The organism is Acinetobacter piscicola (assembly GCF_015218165.1).
In the GTDB taxonomy this organism is placed as follows: domain Bacteria; phylum Pseudomonadota; class Gammaproteobacteria; order Pseudomonadales; family Moraxellaceae; genus Acinetobacter; species Acinetobacter piscicola_A.
In genome coordinates this window covers 13,164-32,106 of record NZ_CP048659.1, presented here as the reverse complement: position 1 = coordinate 32,106, position 18,943 = coordinate 13,164, and the positions used below count along the sequence as shown (strand labels likewise).

10 protein-coding genes, 2 tRNA genes and 3 rRNA genes are annotated in these 18,943 nt (G+C 39.7%); 5 read left to right on the top strand and 10 right to left on the bottom strand.

The window, feature by feature from the left end; genetic code table 11:
• The 3 genes from G0028_RS00120 to G0028_RS00110 form a co-directional block, all read right to left on the bottom strand.
• Complete coding sequence (locus tag G0028_RS00120) at positions 1 to 1,485, bottom strand: sodium-dependent transporter (RefSeq protein ID WP_180047605.1); 1,485 nt, start codon at positions 1,483 to 1,485, stop codon at positions 1 to 3.
• A gap of 333 nt (positions 1,486 to 1,818) precedes the next feature.
• On the bottom strand, positions 1,819 to 2,406 hold the full coding sequence (locus G0028_RS00115; protein ID WP_180047603.1) for a DUF1287 domain-containing protein: 588 nt from the start codon (positions 2,404 to 2,406) through the stop codon (positions 1,819 to 1,821).
• A gap of 64 nt (positions 2,407 to 2,470) precedes the next feature.
• The gene (locus tag G0028_RS00110; RefSeq protein WP_180047601.1) at positions 2,471 to 3,901 is read right to left on the bottom strand and encodes an aldehyde dehydrogenase family protein; all 1,431 of its coding nucleotides are present in this window, start codon (positions 3,899 to 3,901) and stop codon (positions 2,471 to 2,473) included.
• A gap of 137 nt (positions 3,902 to 4,038) precedes the next feature.
• On the opposite strand from G0028_RS00110, the gene G0028_RS00105 reads away from it, so the two are divergent.
• Positions 4,039 to 4,722 (top strand): TIGR04219 family outer membrane beta-barrel protein, encoded by a 684-nt coding sequence (locus G0028_RS00105; protein WP_130075517.1) that lies wholly within the window; start codon positions 4,039 to 4,041, stop codon positions 4,720 to 4,722.
• Between the two features lie 478 nt (positions 4,723 to 5,200).
• On the opposite strand, the gene rrf is transcribed toward G0028_RS00105, so the two are convergent.
• The 6 genes from rrf to G0028_RS00075 form a co-directional block, all read right to left on the bottom strand.
• Positions 5,201 to 5,315: ribosomal RNA gene (gene rrf, locus G0028_RS00100) — 5S ribosomal RNA — on the bottom strand.
• A 161-nt stretch (positions 5,316 to 5,476) separates the two neighbouring features.
• Positions 5,477 to 8,369: ribosomal RNA gene (locus G0028_RS00095) — 23S ribosomal RNA — on the bottom strand.
• A gap of 361 nt (positions 8,370 to 8,730) precedes the next feature.
• Positions 8,731 to 8,806, bottom strand: a tRNA-Ala gene (locus G0028_RS00090).
• Between the two features lie 74 nt (positions 8,807 to 8,880).
• Positions 8,881 to 8,957: transfer RNA gene (locus G0028_RS00085), tRNA-Ile, on the bottom strand.
• Between the two features lie 59 nt (positions 8,958 to 9,016).
• Positions 9,017 to 10,553, bottom strand: a 16S ribosomal RNA gene (locus G0028_RS00080).
• Together the 16S, 23S and 5S rRNA genes with 2 tRNA genes alongside form the textbook arrangement of a ribosomal RNA operon.
• A 565-nt stretch (positions 10,554 to 11,118) precedes the next feature.
• Positions 11,119 to 13,242, bottom strand: coding sequence for an AAA family ATPase (locus tag G0028_RS00075; RefSeq protein ID WP_180046937.1), 2,124 nt, complete (start codon positions 13,240 to 13,242; stop codon positions 11,119 to 11,121).
• 609 nt (positions 13,243 to 13,851) lie between these two features.
• On the opposite strand from G0028_RS00075, the gene G0028_RS00070 reads away from it, so the two are divergent.
• The 4 genes from G0028_RS00070 to erpA all read left to right on the top strand — a co-directional run bounded on the left by G0028_RS00070 (position 13,852) and on the right by erpA (position 17,932).
• Positions 13,852 to 14,856 carry a putative solute-binding protein gene (locus G0028_RS00070; RefSeq protein ID WP_130075109.1) on the top strand — a complete coding sequence of 335 codons (1,005 nt, stop codon included), beginning with the start codon at positions 13,852 to 13,854 and terminating at the stop codon, positions 14,854 to 14,856.
• Positions 14,857 to 15,273: 417 nt separating this feature from the next.
• Positions 15,274 to 16,278 carry a putative solute-binding protein gene (locus tag G0028_RS00065; protein WP_180046934.1) on the top strand — a complete coding sequence of 335 codons (1,005 nt, stop codon included), beginning with the start codon at positions 15,274 to 15,276 and terminating at the stop codon, positions 16,276 to 16,278.
• Between the two features lie 184 nt (positions 16,279 to 16,462).
• A complete protein-coding gene (locus G0028_RS00060; RefSeq protein ID WP_174494073.1) occupies positions 16,463 to 17,467 on the top strand; it encodes a putative solute-binding protein in 1,005 nt (334 codons plus the stop codon).
• Positions 17,468 to 17,596: 129 nt separating this feature from the next.
• Positions 17,597 to 17,932 carry an iron-sulfur cluster insertion protein ErpA gene (erpA, locus tag G0028_RS00055; protein ID WP_130075112.1) on the top strand — a complete coding sequence of 112 codons (336 nt, stop codon included), beginning with the start codon at positions 17,597 to 17,599 and terminating at the stop codon, positions 17,930 to 17,932.
• Positions 17,933 to 17,998: 66 nt separating this feature from the next.
• Here erpA and G0028_RS00050 read toward each other — a convergent pair whose 3' ends face one another.
• On the bottom strand, positions 17,999 to 18,838 hold the full coding sequence (locus tag G0028_RS00050; RefSeq protein ID WP_218946344.1) for an alpha/beta fold hydrolase: 840 nt from the start codon (positions 18,836 to 18,838) through the stop codon (positions 17,999 to 18,001).
• Positions 18,839 to 18,943: the final 105 nt, after the last annotated feature.

Sequence of the window (18,943 nt, the reverse complement as noted above, 5' to 3'; positions counted from 1 at the left end):
TTAATTCTCCTTCGACGCTGTGTCTTTCGTCAAACTTAAAAGGATTGCACCAAGGACAAAGAACGCCACGACACCACCACCAATCAACCATAAAGTTAATGCAGGATAACCACCATACCCTTCTGTGATGATTGCTTTAATCGTCAATAATAATGCAACCAACAATGAAATCGGTGTAATAATAGTCAGAAGAAAATTCCAACCAGTACCCAGCTTAATACTTGAGTATTGATTCACATGAGCTTCTAATTGAGCCATCAATGGACGACGGAACCAAGACACTAAAATAATCGACAATAAACCACCACCGACAATACCAATGTTATTGGCAAAGTAATCGATGATGTCAACAAAAGTAATTGCACTGTGTGTAGAGAATAAAATCGTTGAAATGACAGCAGATACACCACCAATAATAGTTACAGCTTTATTTTTAGACCAACCAAATTTATCCTGAAATGCGGCAATAGGCACTTGTAAAATACTCACCATAGAGGTAATCCCTGCTACGACAAGTGAAGCAAAGAATAAGAAGCCAAATAAGTCACCGCCTGACCCCATACTTGAAATGATTTTTGGGAATGCGATAAAGGCTAAGCCAATTCCCCCTGAAACCACATCTTTTACGGGAACACCTGAACTTTGTGCCATAAAACCAAGTGCAGCAAATACCCCAATCCCTGCCAGAATCTCAAAGGATGAGTTTGCCAATGCCACAACAACACCTGAACCCGTCATATTGGCTTTTTTATTTAAATAAGATGCATACGTCAACATAATCCCGAAACCCACAGAAAGTGAGAAGAAGATATGACCAAATGCAGCCAACCATACTTTATAATTGGTCATGGCTTCCCAATTTGGCGTGAAAAAAGCATTTAATCCTTCTGTTGCCCCTGGCAAGCGTAATGCTTGAATCACAAGGATAGAAAATAAAATGACCAATAAAGGCATAAAAATTTTATTGGCAAGTTCTACCCCACGACGTACACCACCATAGAGAATAAACATCACTACAGCCCATACAATGACTAAACCAAAAAACAAAGTGGGTACAAAACCAAATGCCAGACCTTCCCCATTTGCTAAATAACTTTTAAAGAAAAAGGCCTCTGTATCGTTACCCCATTGTTGACCAAAGGAATAGAACATATAACTACCTGCCCATGACAAGACACTGGCATAGTAAATCCCGATGACCAAAGTCACCATGACTTGCCACCACCCCAATGCTTCACTATTCATTAATTTTTTATACGCAATTGGTGGCGCTTTACGATATTTGTGCCCCACTGCGTAGTCTAAAAATAATAAAGGCAACCCTGCTGCAAAAATTGCAATTAAGTAAGGTACTAAAAATGCACCTCCACCATTTTCATAAGCGACATAAGGGAAACGCCAAATGTTACCCAAACCTACGGCTGAACCAATCGCCGCCAAAATAAAGCCTGATCGTGCAGACCAACTTTCACGATTATCTGACATAGAAAATACCTACGATGTGTGGACTCCACATTGCCGCATATTGTGTTTATCTTTAACATGCAAAAGGAGTCCAATTCCTAAATTCTTTTTGTTTGAATAAAACAGCACCTTGTGAGCACTTTGTTGTTATTACAAACCAATATTTTTTGTGATTTCTTGCTTAAAGAAAATCTTAAAAAATATTGTTTAATGGCGCAACAATACCTGTTTTCCTTGCCTTTTACTGTAATTTCTACACTAAATTCGACTTTAGAATGAACATTTTCTAATTAATTGCTTATTTTTTTATCCTTTCCCCCCTTTAGTAGATTTTTATTTTTTAAGCCTTAAGTTTTATTTCGCATTGCTCGGAATTCGATAATGCCCAATAATTTTATATTCATTTAAAATATCATTTTCACGCGTTCCATAACCAATGTTATGAATCACCAATGGCACTTTTGAAAGTACCGTAGTTTTGTCAGAAATAATACCGATATGTGTCAGCCCTTTGCCTAAATCCCATGCCACAATATCGCCTGCTTTATAGTGCTGATCCTGAACTGCATAACCTTGTCGTTGAAAATAGGTCATAATGTTCGGAACACGACGATGATCAATATTTTTATCTGTTGCTTTTAATCCCCATTTTTTTGGGTACTTAGAAAAATTAGCTTTCATGTCTTCGTGGATACGTTGTTGTAAATCAATCCCTTGATGACGTAATGCTCGAATCACCACATCTGTACACACACCTTTGACCAAAGGTACATCCCCCATGGGATATTTGAGCTGTGTATAGGCTGAGTCGTAATAGAGTGTTTTCCAAATTTGTGAACGTGCATCGGTTACCAATTTATCAGATTGAAATGCCCAAATTTGCACACTGAGTAACGATACAACGAATAGTACAGATAATTGTTTAAATGATTTTATTGTCATTAGAAAATACCTAAGAAAAACAAGGAGCCGAGACTCCTTGATAAATGAATTACTGTTAAAAATATTATTGTTTAATCACCAAAAGGCGTTCTTCCTGCATATCACGAATCGCCGATTGAATGCCCTCACGACCTAAGCCTGAATCTTTCACACCGCCATAGGGCATGTTGTCCACACGGAAAGTTGGGATATCATTAATAATCACACCACCCACATGGAGATGATCCCATGCATAGAGCATCTTGTTTAGATTTTGAGTATAAACACCTGCTTGTAAACCAAAACGACTCTTATTGATTGTGGCAATCCCTTTTTCAAAATCCTTATATTTTTCTAAAATCGCCACTGGACCAAAGGCTTCATTTTGGTAAATTTCAAGAGACTCGTCGACATTTTCCAACAAAGTAGGCTCAAATAAAACACCATTTAGAGTACCACCAGTTAAGATTTTAGCACCTTTCTTTTCAGCTTTATCTACCCATTTTTTCAAACGAACAGCTTCAGACGCTTTGATCATTGGGCCAACAATCGTCGTTTCCAAGCTTGGATCTGCCGCATGAATTTTCTTCAATTTCGCTAAAACTTTCTTCTTAAACTCGGCATAAATATCTGAATGCACCAAAATCCGTTGTACACTAATACAAACTTGCCCTGCATGACTATATGCACCACTGATCACACGATCCACCAATGCATCAGTCATTTCAGTATCTGGTTCAATCAAAACCGCTGCGTTGCCACCCAATTCTAAAGTGACTTTCTTACGGCCTGCACGTGCTTTCATATCCCATCCCACTTGGTCAGAACCTGTGAAACTTAATAGTTTAAAACGGTCATCCGTCACTAAAACATCTGCATGTTCACGTGGGCATGGCAATACAGAGAAAGCCCCTTTAGGCAATTCTGTTTCTGCCAATACTTCAGCAATTTTCAAGGCTGAAATTGGTGTCAAACTTGCAGGTTTTAAAACAAATGGACAACCTGCAGCAATTGCAGGTGCAATTTTATGAGCAGTTAAATTCAATGGAAAATTAAATGGGCTAATCAAAGACACTGCACCAATTGGAACATGTTGTACCATCCCCCGATAAGCCGAAGCTGCTGCAGTCACAGCCAAAGGCATCAAGCGACCATCATCGATTGTAGTAACAGCATCAGCTGCGATTTGAAAAGTATTAATTAATCGTTCTACTTCTGCTGCGGCAGCAAGTTTAGGTTTTCCACCTTCTGCGATTAATAATGCCGTCAATTCACTACGCATTTCTTTAAAACGATTGACGCAATGTAAAAGAATTTTTTGCTTTTGAAATGGTTTTAAATTTGCCATCTCTTGTTCTGCTTTGACTGCTGAACTGATCGCTTTGTCTAAGATTTTGTCATCGGCCAAAGCAACTTTTGCATAAAGTTGACCCGAAAACTTATCATTAACCTCAAGCCATTGTCCTGTTTTTACAGGCTTCCCTGCCACATATAATGGGAATTCTAACCCTGCCATACTTCATCTCCTTTATTATCTATATTCTCATAATGCAAAATGGCTGAAACCTCTATATCATGCCCTTAGTTTATAAAACTATGAAATGTATTTAAGTAACAATTCAGCACAATACATCTATTCAGTCAGAGGATCTTATGAAGTTAAAACAATTACCTGTGTTTATTGCAGTTTTAGGATTAAGCTCATTCGCACAAGCCGATTTTATTGGCTTAAAAGGTGACATCAGCTATTGGAATGTAGATGGCAAAGCCAATATTGATGAAAAACGATTAGCAGATCAAGACTTAGATCGTAAAGGCACTGTACAAGCCTCTGTTGCATTTGAGCATCCTGTGCCAATCATTCCAAATGTAAAAGTGAAATACACAAAATTAGATACCGAAACTGAAGCCAATACCATCAATAAAACAGATATTAATTTAGATCATACTGATTTAATTTTATATTACGAAATTCTGGACAATATCGTTAAAGCGGATGTCGGTGTAGGTGCAACACGCTTAAATGGTGATGTAAAACAATTCGGTCAATCTGTTGATGTAGATGAATATTCACCGATTATTTATGCAGAAGTTGGTGGAAAATTACCATTTACAGGTTTCAGTGCCAAAGCTGAAGCAACTTATACCAATGTCAATGATGTCAAAATCACCGATGCGCAAGCAGAAGTTCAATATAACTTTGTACAAAGCATATTATTGGATTTAGGTGCAAAAGTTGGTTACCGTGTCATGAATATCGAATTAGACGACATGGACAAACGTGATATGAAATTTGAATTCAAAGGTCCATATATCGGCTTAGATGCACATTTCTAAGATTTAACAAACCAAGAAGAAAACAAAGAGCAGATCATAGGATCTGCTTTTTTATTGAAAACTTATAATATGACGATGTAAGCAAATGCTTACAGTTAGTGGTGCAAATTGCATCTTTTCGGAGAAGCATGAATTTCATATTCTATAAACATAGGGAACAGGACGTTTCCCAGACACAAAACAACAATGAACAGTCTGAGCATCAGGAATGTGAGATTCGACAGGAGTCAGATCTAACTCACTAATATGAAAGAACCCCATCAGGATGATGGGGTTTCTTTTTTATATCTAATTTATTTTAAGGACTTAGGAAGATTTAAAAAATATTTCAATTAAAATACTTTTTAGCATAATTTTTATCACCTGTTTCTGTTATTGATGGTTATTTAATATTCATTATATTCTAATCAGTCTAAAACTTTCCCACCCGCCATAAAAAACACCCCCAACCTTTCAGTTGAGGGTGTTTAAATTTAAAAGCTGGCGATGACTTACTCTCACATGGGTAATCCCACACTACCATCAGCGCTAAGAGGTTTCACTTCTGAGTTCGGGAAGGGATCAGGTGGTTCACTCTTGCTATTGTCGCCAGCAAACTGTTATGGATACTCGCTATGGTCTTATTTAGATGCCACGGCTTTCAACCAAATGAGTTATTAACAGGATAATTTGAGTTGCTATTGTAACTAGCTTTTGAACTAAATCAAGCATTTTGCTTTGAATTCATTGAAACATACAACTGTTTGGGTGTTGTATAGTCAAGCCTCACGAGCAATTAGTATTGGTCAGCTTCATGCATCGCTGCACTTCCACATCCAACCTATCAACGTCGTAGTCTTCAACGGCTCTTTAGAGGACATAAAGTCCTAGGGAAATCTTATCTTGAGGTAGGCTTCCCGCTTAGATGCTTTCAGCGGTTATCCCTTCCGAACATAGCTACCCGGCGATGCGACTGGCGTCACAACCGGTACACCAGAGGTTCGTCCACTCTGGTCCTCTCGTACTAGGAGCAGATCCTCTCAAATTTCCAGCGCCCACGGTAGATAGGGACCGAACTGTCTCACGACGTTCTAAACCCAGCTCGCGTACCTCTTTAAATGGCGAACAGCCATACCCTTGGGACCTGCTTCAGCCCCAGGATGAGATGAGCCGACATCGAGGTGCCAAACACCGCCGTCGATATGAACTCTTGGGCGGTATCAGCCTGTTATCCCCAGAGTACCTTTTATCCGTTGAGCGATGGCCCTTCCATACAGAACCACCGGATCACTAAGACCTACTTTCGTACCTGCTCGACTTGTGGGTCTCGCAGTTAAGCGCGCTTTTGCCTTTATACTCTACGCGTGATTTCCGACCACGCTGAGCGCACCTTCGTACTCCTCCGTTACTCTTTAGGAGGAGACCGCCCCAGTCAAACTACCCACCAGACATGGTCCTCGTCCCGGATCACGGGACAGAGTTAGAACCTCAATATTACCAGGGTGGTATTTCAAGATTGGCTCCACCGAAACTAGCGTCTCGGTTTCAAAGCCTCCCACCTATCCTACACAAGTAAGATCAAAGTTCAATGTCAAGCTGCAGTAAAGGTTCACGGGGTCTTTCCGTCTAGCCGCGGGTACACCGCATCTTCACGGCGATTTCGATTTCACTGAGCCTCTGCTGGAGACAGCGCCCCCATCATTATGCCATTCGTGCAGGTCGGAACTTACCCGACAAGGAATTTCGCTACCTTAGGACCGTTATAGTTACGGCCGCCGTTTACTGGGGCTTCGATCAAGAGCTTCGCTTACGCTAACCCCATCAATTAACCTTCCAGCACCGGGCAGGCATCACACCCTATACGTCCACTTTCGTGTTTGCAGAGTGCTATGTTTTTAATAAACAGTTGCAGGGGCCTAGTTTCTGTGGCTGCTCTCAGCTCAGGAAGCAAGTTCCATCACCAAAAGCAGCGTACCTTCTCCCGAAGTTACGGTACCATTTTGCCTAGTTCCTTCAGCAGAGTTCTCTCAAGCGCTTTGGTCTACTCGACCTGACCACCTGTGTCGGTTTCGGGTACGATTCCTGTGTAACTGAAGCTTAGAGACTTTTCTTGGAAGTATGGTATCAGCCACTTTACTGTACAAGTACAGCTTGCTATCAGTTCTCAGCATAGAGTACCCCGGATTTGCCTAAGATACATGCCTACAACCTTTCACCTGGACAACCAACGCCAGGCTGACTTAACCTTCTCCGTCCTCTCATCGCATTACACAGAAGTATTGGAATATTAACCAATTTCCCATCGACTACGCCTCTCGGCCTCGCCTTAGGGGTCGACTCACCCAGCCCCGATTAACGTTGGACTGGAACCCTTGGTCTTTCAGCGAACGGGTTTTTCACCCGTTTTGTCGTTACTCACGTCAGCATTCGCACTTCTGATACCTCCAGCAGACTTCTCAATCCACCTTCATCGGCTTACAGAACGCTCCCCTACCACGTATACATAGTATACATCCGCAGCTTCGGTACTATATTTTAGCCCCGTTACATCTTCCGCGCAGGCCGACTCGACTAGTGAGCTATTACGCTTTCTTTAAAGGGTGGCTGCTTCTAAGCCAACCTCCTAGCTGTCTATGCCTTCCCACATCGTTTCCCACTTAATATAGATTTTGGGACCTTAGCTGGCGGTCTGGATTGTTTTCCTCTTGACTACGGACGTTAGCACCCGCAGTCTGTCTCCCGGATAGTACTCATTGGTATTCGGAGTTTGCATCGGTTTGGTAAGTCGGGATGACCCCCTAGCCGAAACAGTGCTCTACCCCCAATGGTATTCGTCCGAGGCGCTACCTAAATAGCTTTCGGGGAGAACCAGCTATCACCGAGTTTGATTAGCCTTTCACCCCTATCCACAAGTCATCCCCTGGCTTTTCAACGACAGTGGGTTCGGTCCTCCAGTTAGTGTTACCCAACCTTCAACCTGCTCATGGATAGATCACCCGGTTTCGGGTCTATACCCAGCAACTATACGCCCTATTAAGACTCGATTTCTCTACGGCTCCCCTATACGGTTAACCTTGCTACTGAATATAAGTCGCTGACCCATTATACAAAAGGTACGCAGTCACCGAACAAGTCGGCTCCCACTGCTTGTATGCATGCGGTTTCAGGATCTATTTCACTCCCCTCACAGGGGTTCTTTTCGCCTTTCCCTCACGGTACTGGTTCACTATCGGTCAGTCAGGAGTATTTAGCCTTGGAGGATGGTCCCCCCATATTCAGACAAGGTTTCACGTGCCTCGCCCTACTCGTCATCATTATATGTGCCCTTTCGTGTACGGGACTATCACCCTCTACGGTCGCACTTCCCAGAGCGTTCCGCTAAAACACATATAACTTAATGGGCTGATCCCCGTTCGCTCGCCGCTACTGAGGGAATCTCAATTGATTTCTTTTCCTAAGGGTACTGAGATGTTTCACTTCCCCTCGTTCGCCTCGTATGACTATGTATTCATCATACGATACCTACCTTATGGTAAGTGGGTTTCCCCATTCAGAAATCTCCGGATCACAGGATATTTGCCGCCTCCCCGAAGCTTATCGCAGGCTATTACGTCTTTCATCGCCTCTGACTGCCAAGGCATCCACCACATGCACTTAATTACTTGACTATACAACCCCAAACAGTCGTTCATCCCTACAAGTAGGATAACCAACATTACAGTTTGAAGTACTGTGTATCTAAACACCGTACAGCTTCAATCTAAATTCATATACCAAAACGCTTGATTCAGTTTTATCGCTAGTAACTCATTTCTTGTAGTTGCCTACTTGAAACGAGTATGAACAATTTATTTCAACTCAAATATATTCTGTTAATGATTCACTACGTCTTCGTCAGATCGCAGTCAACTGTGATAAATCACAGAGCTTAATAACAATGCAGCGTATTATACGCTTCTTTATCACTAAGCTCTATAAGCTATCATTTTATTTGCTTGTTTATTAGCTAGTTAACATTCCGTAAGAATGTGGTGGAGACTAGGAGAGTCGAACTCCTGACCTCCTGCGTGCAAAGCAGGCGCTCTACCAACTAAGCTAAGTCCCCAGCTTAAGATCTAAAATATCTAATTCCCTGTACTCAATATTTAATTTTTCAATTAAATAATGTGTTCGTCAGAATGGTGGGTCTGACAAGACTTGAACTTGTGACCCCACGCTTATCAAGCGTGTGCTCTAACCAACTGAGCTACAGACCCTCAGATACTTCAATGAAGAACAACTTGTTGTGGATTCTTACCGATCGTCAATCTTTCGTTAAGGAGGTGATCCAGCCGCAGGTTCCCCTACGGCTACCTTGTTACGACTTCACCCCAGTCGTCGGCCACACCGTGGTAAGCGTCCTCCTTGCGGTTAGACTACCTACTTCTGGTGCAACAAACTCCCATGGTGTGACGGGCGGTGTGTACAAGGCCCGGGAACGTATTCACCGCGGCATTCTGATCCGCGATTACTAGCGATTCCGACTTCATGGAGTCGAGTTGCAGACTCCAATCCGGACTACGATCGGCTTTTTGAGATTAGCATCCTATCGCTAGGTAGCAACCCTTTGTACCGACCATTGTAGCACGTGTGTAGCCCTGGTCGTAAGGGCCATGATGACTTGACGTCGTCCCCGCCTTCCTCCAGTTTGTCACTGGCAGTATCCTTAAAGTTCCCACCCGAAGTGCTGGCAAATAAGGAAAAGGGTTGCGCTCGTTGCGGGACTTAACCCAACATCTCACGACACGAGCTGACGACAGCCATGCAGCACCTGTATGTAAGTTCCCGAAGGCACCAATCCATCTCTGGAAAGTTCTTACTATGTCAAGACCAGGTAAGGTTCTTCGCGTTGCATCGAATTAAACCACATGCTCCACCGCTTGTGCGGGCCCCCGTCAATTCATTTGAGTTTTAGTCTTGCGACCGTACTCCCCAGGCGGTCTACTTATCGCGTTAGCTGCGCCACTAAAGCCTCAAAGGCCCCAACGGCTAGTAGACATCGTTTACGGCATGGACTACCAGGGTATCTAATCCTGTTTGCTCCCCATGCTTTCGTACCTCAGCGTCAGTATTAGGCCAGATGGCTGCCTTCGCCATCGGTATTCCTCCAGATCTCTACGCATTTCACCGCTACACCTGGAATTCTACCATCCTCTCCCATACTCTAGCTCCCCAGTATCGAATGCAATTCCTAAGTTAAGCTCAGGGATTTCACATCCGACTTAAAAAGCCGCCTACGTACGCTTTACGCCCAGTAAATCCGATTAACGCTCGCACCCTCTGTATTACCGCGGCTGCTGGCACAGAGTTAGCCGGTGCTTATTCTGCGAGTAACGTCCACTATCTTTAGGTATTAACCAAAGTAGCCTCCTCCTCGCTTAAAGTGCTTTACAACCATAAGGCCTTCTTCACACACGCGGCATGGCTGGATCAGGGTTCCCCCCATTGTCCAATATTCCCCACTGCTGCCTCCCGTAGGAGTCTGGGCCGTGTCTCAGTCCCAGTGTGGCGGATCATCCTCTCAGACCCGCTACAGATCGTCGCCTTGGTAGGCCTTTACCCCACCAACTAGCTAATCCGACTTAGGCTCATCTATTAGCGCAAGGTCAAATGATCCCCTGCTTTCCCCCGTAGGGCGTATGCGGTATTAGCGTCCCTTTCGAAACGTTGTCCCCCACTAATAGGCAGATTCCTAAGTATTACTCACCCGTCCGCCGCTAGGTCCAGTAGCAAGCTACCTTTCCCCGCTCGACTTGCATGTGTTAAGCCTGCCGCCAGCGTTCAATCTGAGCCATGATCAAACTCTTCAGTTTAAAATCATTAGTACCTATAAGGGTACAAATCTTGGCTCATCAATTTTCTGACTTTAATTTCTCAAATAAACTTCGAGTAATTTCTACCATCAATCAATGAAAATAATTTCGATCAATCAATCAGTAAAAATCCACACAAGTTGTTCTTCATATTCTCTTAATGATCTTCTTAATGCTTCGTCAGCATCAAGCTAGGTCGGCTATATTACTCTCTATCTCTAGAAAGTCAACATGTAATGAAAATTATTTTTAATCCTTCCTTCTAAAACCCAACTTAATCAATTCAACCAAGTCATTGTTTTATCAGAAGTTTTAATCTTCATCACCGCCGATGGATGTGCATTCTACAGCATTTCAGATACGACGCAACCCCTTTTTTTAAAGTTTTTTATTGCATGGGTATTTTTTCTACGAAAATCGTTAAAAAAATGTTTTTTTATCTATTTTTTAAACAATTTTAATTATTTTTTTCACAATTAAAGCATTTTTGTAATTTATTTTTTATTATCACTGCTGAAGATTTAGTCTACATTTTTTAATTTTCGATTAAAAAAGAAAAACCGCATCAATTTGATGCGGTAAATCCAATACTTTGTGAAGTTTTATATTTAACAGCCATTTCTTCATGTAAGTGTTGTAGTACAGCATTTACATTTTTAAATGGCTGAAAACATGCTTGGCGAACAATAACAGCAAAGTCTCCTGCACAAAGACGATTTAGTCCTTGTAGCTGTACTTTGATTTGAACTTCGTCTATTTCAAGATTTAATTGTTGGCAAACATTTTCCAATAAAGCGAAACGCTGTGCATAGGTTAAGAAATCAAAGTGCATTTTAAAATCGAAACGACGTAAAGCAGCTTGGTCTAATTCTTCAAAACGGTTGGTCGTTGCAACAACAATGCCGTTAAAACTTTCCATTTGAACCAAGAACTCGTTTACTTGTGAAATTTCCCAAGATTTACTTGCTTGTCGTCGATCTTGTAATAAGCTATCGACTTCGTCTAACAATAATACGGCTTGCTGCTCTTCAGCTTCAGCAAAAGCTTGTGCTAAGTTTTGTTCAGTTTGCCCAACCCAAGGTGAAATTAAGTCAGAGCCTCTCTTGATCAGCAAAGGTTGATCAATGAATTCAGCCAACCAACGTGCAAATGCCGTTTTACCTGTACCTGATGCACCATATAAACATAAGCGACCAAAACCATGGCGTTGAATTCCTGTGGCAATGTCTTTTAGGTTAGAGGATGTATTGATATAGCTCAGGTCATAAAATTGTGGCAAAGCATTACTGTCTTGTAATTTAACTGCACGAAAACCTTGCGCCTTTAATGTATTTGAAATTAATTTCGTCATACTATTGGGTAACGCTAAATTGTCATTGTGCATTTTTGCCATTTTCGCAACTTTATAACTACGATTTAAAATCGCAGGTGAAAGCTGTTCGATATTTGAAAATGCCTCTTGATACATTGGGTCTAATTCATGACCACATTGTTTAACAATAAAGTTCATACGTTGCTTTTTCGGCGGTACTTTTATTTCCAAGACCATATCAAAGCGACGAATAAATGCAGGATCAAGCTGATCAGAATTAGACACCCAAATTGTAGGTGTTTGGTTTTGCTCTAAAATACGATTTACCCAAGCCTTACGACTCTGGGCAGTACTTTTCATTCCCATTCCATTTTCAGTATCATTAAATACATCTTCAACTTCATCAAACATCAATAAAGCAGATTGGCTGTCAAAAATACATTGTGCTGCACGATAAGCACATAAACGCCCTGTTGCAGAAATGGCATCACCATCCGCATCTTCATAAGAAATTTCAAAAAGTTGTACCGCTAACTCAGCAGCTAAGACTTTACATAGCTGCGTTTTACCTGTACCTGAGCTTCCATAAAGGAAGATATTGACACCTTTTTGTTTGGTATTTTTGACTTGTTTTAAATAAGCCAACAATAAATTTAAATCTTTTTGTAGATGAGGATAATCTTGAATCGTAAGTTCAGCCCTATCACTTTTATTAATCGTACCCGTGAACAAATCCATCACATCATTGGCTTTAACCAGTAATTTATCCACCAATTGATTTGAGACTAAACTTAATTTAATACGTAAATAATTACGGTAATACTGCTGTAAACTGACTAAACCACTACGCTGTAATCGTCCTTGTGTAGAGAGTGCTTGACGAATTTCTTCATAAGGCACATCCAACACAATCGCTAACGCACGTAAGGTTTTAGACGCTGTTAACTCGCCTAATGTATCTGCAATATCATCTAAAAGTTGTTCACTATTGAGTAAAATCACAAAACCTAAAATCAGACTTTCAACATCATTTAAATCTAAAAGCTGTTGTAATAATTTAAGATTAAATTGTAATTCTTCACTAAATTGAAATGGCTGATTTAAATGCTGCTGTTCAATATTTTGATGAAGCTGTTTAAGTTCTTGATAGGCAGCTTGCTCGTTAAATTGATCATTTAACAAAGGTTCAGAAAAGCCCAACTGTTTTGCAATCCACTGATTATTAAAACAATTGTCTAAAATAAACTCTTTTGCACCACCTAATTCAACTAAAAAACGAAAAGCCCATAGCTTCGCCAATGGATGAATTTCAGTAAAACTCTCCATCTCACCTTGTTGCACATCATCGGCAAAAGGTTGATTTACATATTTATTCATATTTTCACTAACAATTTTTTAAATGTCAGTACGCGCGTCATTTTTCATTAAAACAACGTACCGAAAGCATTTATATTCTTTAAAAAGTTTTTAAATTTTTCACGCAATTTAAAGCGTTCAGTTTTATATGGTTTTATTGCAAACCAAAGTGCATAAGTACAGTTAACAACATGATTTTTCTCCCGAATATTCCAAATACAATTCTGCTGTTTTGGATCAAATAAATGGCGGGTTAAATCAAGATATTATGGTCATCCTGCAACCAGTTAAGTGTAAAGAGACTCTTGTCAAAGGCAACGTACAAGATGAATAAAGGTTAAATGTCAATTGAAATCATTATTGATCAAAGCCACAATGGCTGATTTGAGCGCTATATTAATTGCTCATTTTTCAAACTTCAAGTTTTTTCTGTATTCTCCATTTTCCGCTTTATAAGATCAAATCATCTATATTTAAACAAGCACTAAATATATTGCGTGATTTTTAAAAAATTTAAGGTTGAGTATCTCCTTACCACTCAGCGCTTAGTATTGGATTATGATTCTCTTTTTATGTTAAAAATAATAAAAACTTATGGGTTAAGTTAGATAAAAAGTTAAGGAAATAACAATGAAAAAAAAATTATTTTTAGTTTGTGCCTTCGGGATATGTATTCCTTCAATAGCACAAGCAAAACAAAATGTCTGTGTATTTGACCTTTTAGGTAAGGCTGGCGAATCATATAAAGTCATGGAAGAATGGGCTTTAGCTGCTAAAAATTGGGGGGCAGATATCAACCTCGTTGCTTACAAGTCAGAAGAACAAGCTGATAAAGATTTTAAAACGAATAAATGTGATGCTGTTGCGATGACCACAATGCGTTCGCGTGAATATAATAAGTTTGGTGGCTCTATTGATGCATTAGGAAGTGTTCCAAGCTATGCAATTGCCCAAAAAGCAATTGCCTATGCACTTGATAAACGTAATGATAAAAGACTCATTTCTGTTAAAAATGGTATCAAATATGAACTAGCGGGTATCAGTCCCTTGGGTATGGCTTATATTTTCGTTCGTGACCGCAAAATCGACTCATTTGAAAAAGCTAAAGGGGTTAAATTTGCTTATTTACATTATGATATAGCACAAAAAGCTGCGGTTGATCGTGTCGGCGCAATCGGGGTTCCTTCCGATTTATCAAATTTTGTCAAAAGATTTAATTCAGGTGAAGTTGACTCTGTACCTGCACCAGCATATGCCTTTAAACCCTTAGAAGTTTACAAAGGCTTAGGTACTAAAGGTGCCATGTTTACGTATCCCGTTATGCATGTCACAGCAGACATCATCATCAAAGCAGACCAATTTCCTAATAGTTTTGGTAGCCAATCACGTGCTTGGTCGCTCAAAAGATTGCCAAAAACATTTAAACTTATTGAGCGGCTAGAGGCTGAAATTCCCACAAAATATAAACTGAATATCTCAAAAGAAGATGAAATCAAATATCAAAAACTCTTACGCGAAGTCCGTATAGAACTGACAAAACAAGGCGTTTATGATGCAACCATGATGTCCGTTCTTAAGCGTGCACGTTGTACCGTAGAACGTACTAACTTTGAATGCTCATTGACTGATGAATAACCGTATCAGGACTGTATAATATGCACATTTTATTTACAGTCCTGTTGACTCCTAGCTGTCTGTCATAAAAAACGATTCGGCTTGTGAAAGATTCACTCTGCTTAATGTAGGAAAAAGAGGTTTTTGTTGTAATCAAACATAAACTGTTACGTTCAATTTATTCAGTATTTTAATACACAAATTATTTTTTATAAAATATTGCATAATATATAAATTTAAAAATACAATAAAATACAAAATCTTAAATAATTTAACTTAATTTTTTTTAACTGATTTACAATGAAAATTTAAATAATGCAATGATCTAAAATAGATAAAAAAATGGAGTAAAAGCTCTATTTTTTTTAAAAAAAGTTGATTAAGATTGCGTTTAAAAGAAACTCCAATTATGGACGTATAATTGACAAGGACCAAATTATGAAAAAAATAGCGCTCGCTGCAACAACAATCTTAGGTTTAACCGCTGCCAATGCAAATGCGGCTATCAATGTATGTGTATTTGATTTACTTGGTAAATCTGGTGAATCATTCCAAATGGCACAAGAATGGGCTTTAGCTGCAAAAGGTTGGGGAGCAGATGTGACTCTGATCCCTAAACAAGATGAAGCTGTTGCTGATAACGACTTTAAAGCAGGTAAATGTGACGGCGTATTCATGACAGCAATGCGTGCACGTCAATATAACAAATTTGTTGGTTCTATCGATTCTTTAGGTGGTGCGCCAAGTAATGCGATTGCACAAAAAGCGATTACTTTTGCTCTTGATGCGCGTAACGCAGGCAAAATGGTGTCGAATCTTGGTAGTAAAAAATATGAAGTTGCAGGTATTGCACCTTTAGGTTCTGCATTCATTTTTGTTCGTGACAAGAGCATTAACTCAATTGAAAAAGCAGCGGGTAAAAAATTCGCAGTTTTAGGCTATGACCAAGCACAAAAAGTTATGGTACAACGTGTTGGTGCACAAGCGGTTATTTCTGATATCTCTAACTTTGCTGCAAAATTCAATAACGGTCAAGTTGATATGATCGGTGCGCCAGCATATGCATATAAACCTTTAGAATTAAACAAAGGCTTAGGTGCAAATGGTGCAGTATTTAACTTCCCAGTGCTACAAATTACAGCTGACTTCTTAATTCGCCCAGAAAAATTCCCTGCAGGTTTTGGTCAAAAGTCTCGTGATTATTTCGTGAAGAACTTACCAAAGAGTTTTTCAATGATTAGTCGCTTAGAAGCATCTATCCCAGCGAAATATAAAGTAAACTTGACTGCTGATGATAAATTAAAATATCAAAAGCTCATGCGTGACGGACGTTTAGAATTAACAAAAATGGGCATCTATGATGCGAGCATGATGTCTGTATTGAAAAAAGCACGCTGCTCTGTCGATAAAGCAAACTTCGAGTGCTCTTTAGCAGGCGAATAATATTGATTTAAAAAGAAAAACCCAGAATTAATTCTGGGTTTTTTTTTAGCTTATAATTTGTCATTTAAGTCATTGTTGAGCAAATGCTTAACACTTAATCTTATATCAAGATGCCTGCGCAAGAATAAGACTCTTCACACAGCACCTATCAAAACAATAACTTAATCACGGAAAGGAAAATAAAATGAGTTGGTCTAAGACACTCTTAATTGCAGCAGGCTTATGTACTGCAATCTCCAGCGCCCAAGCCAAACAAGTGGTCTGCGTATTTGACTTAGTTGGAAAAAATGGTGACGTATTTAATCTCATGAAAGATTATCAGCTTGCCGCTAAAACATGGGGGGCTGACATTGAACTCAAAGTTAATCAAAACGAAGCCGTCATTGCAGAAGATTTCAAAGCAGGAAAATGTGATGGGATCAGTGTCACAGGCATGCGTGGTCGTCAATTTAATAATTTTACAGGTTCACTCGATGCAATTGGGGCTATTCCTGACTTAAATCTTGCGGTTAAAATTATGCAAGGTTTAAGTTCACCGAACTTTGCAAAATATATGACTAACGGTCAATATGAGGTTGTCGGGGTCATTCCTGTAGGTGATGCATTCTTGATGGTCAATGATCGTAATATCAATACTGTGGCGAAAGCCGCTGGTAAAAAAATTGCAGTTCTAGACTATGACCAAGCACAAAAAATCATGGTACAACAAGTGGGTGCCCAAGCGGTGAGTGCGGATGTTACCAACTTTGGTGCAAAGTTCAATAACGGACAGGTAGATATTATTGGTGCGCCTGCTGCGGTGTTTAAACCCTTAGAATTACATAAAGGTTTAGGTACGAAAGGCGCGATTGTGAACTACCCTATTTTACAAGTGACAGGTAATTTAATTATTCGCAAAGACAAATTCCCGGAAGGTTTTGGGCAAAAATCTCGTGATTGGGTCAAAGCGCAATTACCACGTGCTTTTGGCATTATCGGTAAAATGAAAGCAGATATTCCAGCAAAATATTGGATGCAAGTTCCAGCTGCCGATAAACCAGGCTATCAAAAACTAATGCGTGAATCTCGAATCAGCTTAACAAAGCAAGGGGTTTATAATAAGCAAATGATGAAACTTTTATGGCAGTTCCGTTGTAAAAATGACCCTAAAAACTTTGAATGTGCGCTTCAAGACGAGAACTATAAATAATTTAGATTAAAAACCAACAATTTTACTCAGAATTGACTTTAAAGTTCACAGACTGACCATATATTAGGTATACTATATATGGTCTTTTTTTTGTAAGACACAATCGAACTCGTTTGAGGAATATCGCCCATGAATGCCCAAGCTCTTGAACTAACTGATAATGCAGCGAATAAAGTTCGTCAACTTCGTGATAGTGAAGGTAATCAAGAACTTATGTTACGTGTCTATGTCACTGGCGGCGGCTGTTCAGGATTTTCTTATGGCTTTAACTTTGCTGAAAGCATGAATGATGATGATGCTGAATTTAGTAATGGCGATGTTAAAATGTTGGTAGATTCACTCAGCTACCAGTATTTAGTCGGTTCAAAAGTCGATTATATTGAAGGTTTAGAAGGTTCTCGTTTTATTGTAGATAATCCAAATGCAACAACAACCTGTGGTTGCGGTTCTTCATTTTCAATCTAAGATTGAAACAGATTTTTAAAATGCCCTGAAATTTGAGGGCATTTTTATTGCAATTTATATCATCATTTAAGCCACAGTTTCTAAAATGTATCCGCTCAGTTCCTTGGCATTTTGCACAGGAATCCAGTGCGTCGCATCCATAATAATTTCTTTATATGGGGCATCGATATATTGATGATTGAGTTCCACACTTTTATAACCAATCGCAGCATCGTGTTTCCCCCAAATAAATAATGTGGGTACAGTCACAGCTTTGAGTAAGTTTTTATTGGAACTAAAGGGTATGCCTCGATACCAATTTAATGCAGGGCTTAATCTTTTTTCAGTCACAATATCTTGTTGAAAGTCTTGTAACTGTTGTTCTGTCATGCCAGTATTTTTCAATAACCCCAAACCAATTTTTGTAAATTTTTCAAAGAGTAATTCAGGAATTTTAGGTAGTTGAAATAACCCCATATAATAGGATTTCAGTAGTTGATTACTCATTAACATGGAACGTATATAAGCTGCTTTATGCGGTACTGAAATAGTAATCAGATGATTGATTTTTTCAGGATATCGCTGTGCCACATCCCAAGCCACCACTGCGCCCCAATCATGTCCCACCAAATAGACAGGTTGTGCAATCAAATCAAGTAAAGCATTGACATCTTCAACCAATGCCGAACTACGATAATCACGGCGTTTGCTGGGTTGTGCCGTTAAACTATAGCCTCTTTGGTTAACTGCAAAAGTACGATAACCTGCCTGATTTAAAATCTGGGCAGTCTCTTGCCAACTTTTATTTGTTTCAGGAAAACCGTGCAATAAAACAAAAATCTGTCCATCTAAAGGACCTGAGTCAATCACATCAAAATGCAGACCTTCACGTTGATATTCAGTTAAACGTTGTGTGTGTAAAGCCATACTTATACTCAATTCAATTTTTTATTGATATTGAGAGTTTATGGCACTTTTTTTAACAGCAGAATAGGACATACATCAGGCTAAATAGGTCGAGAATTGTTTAAC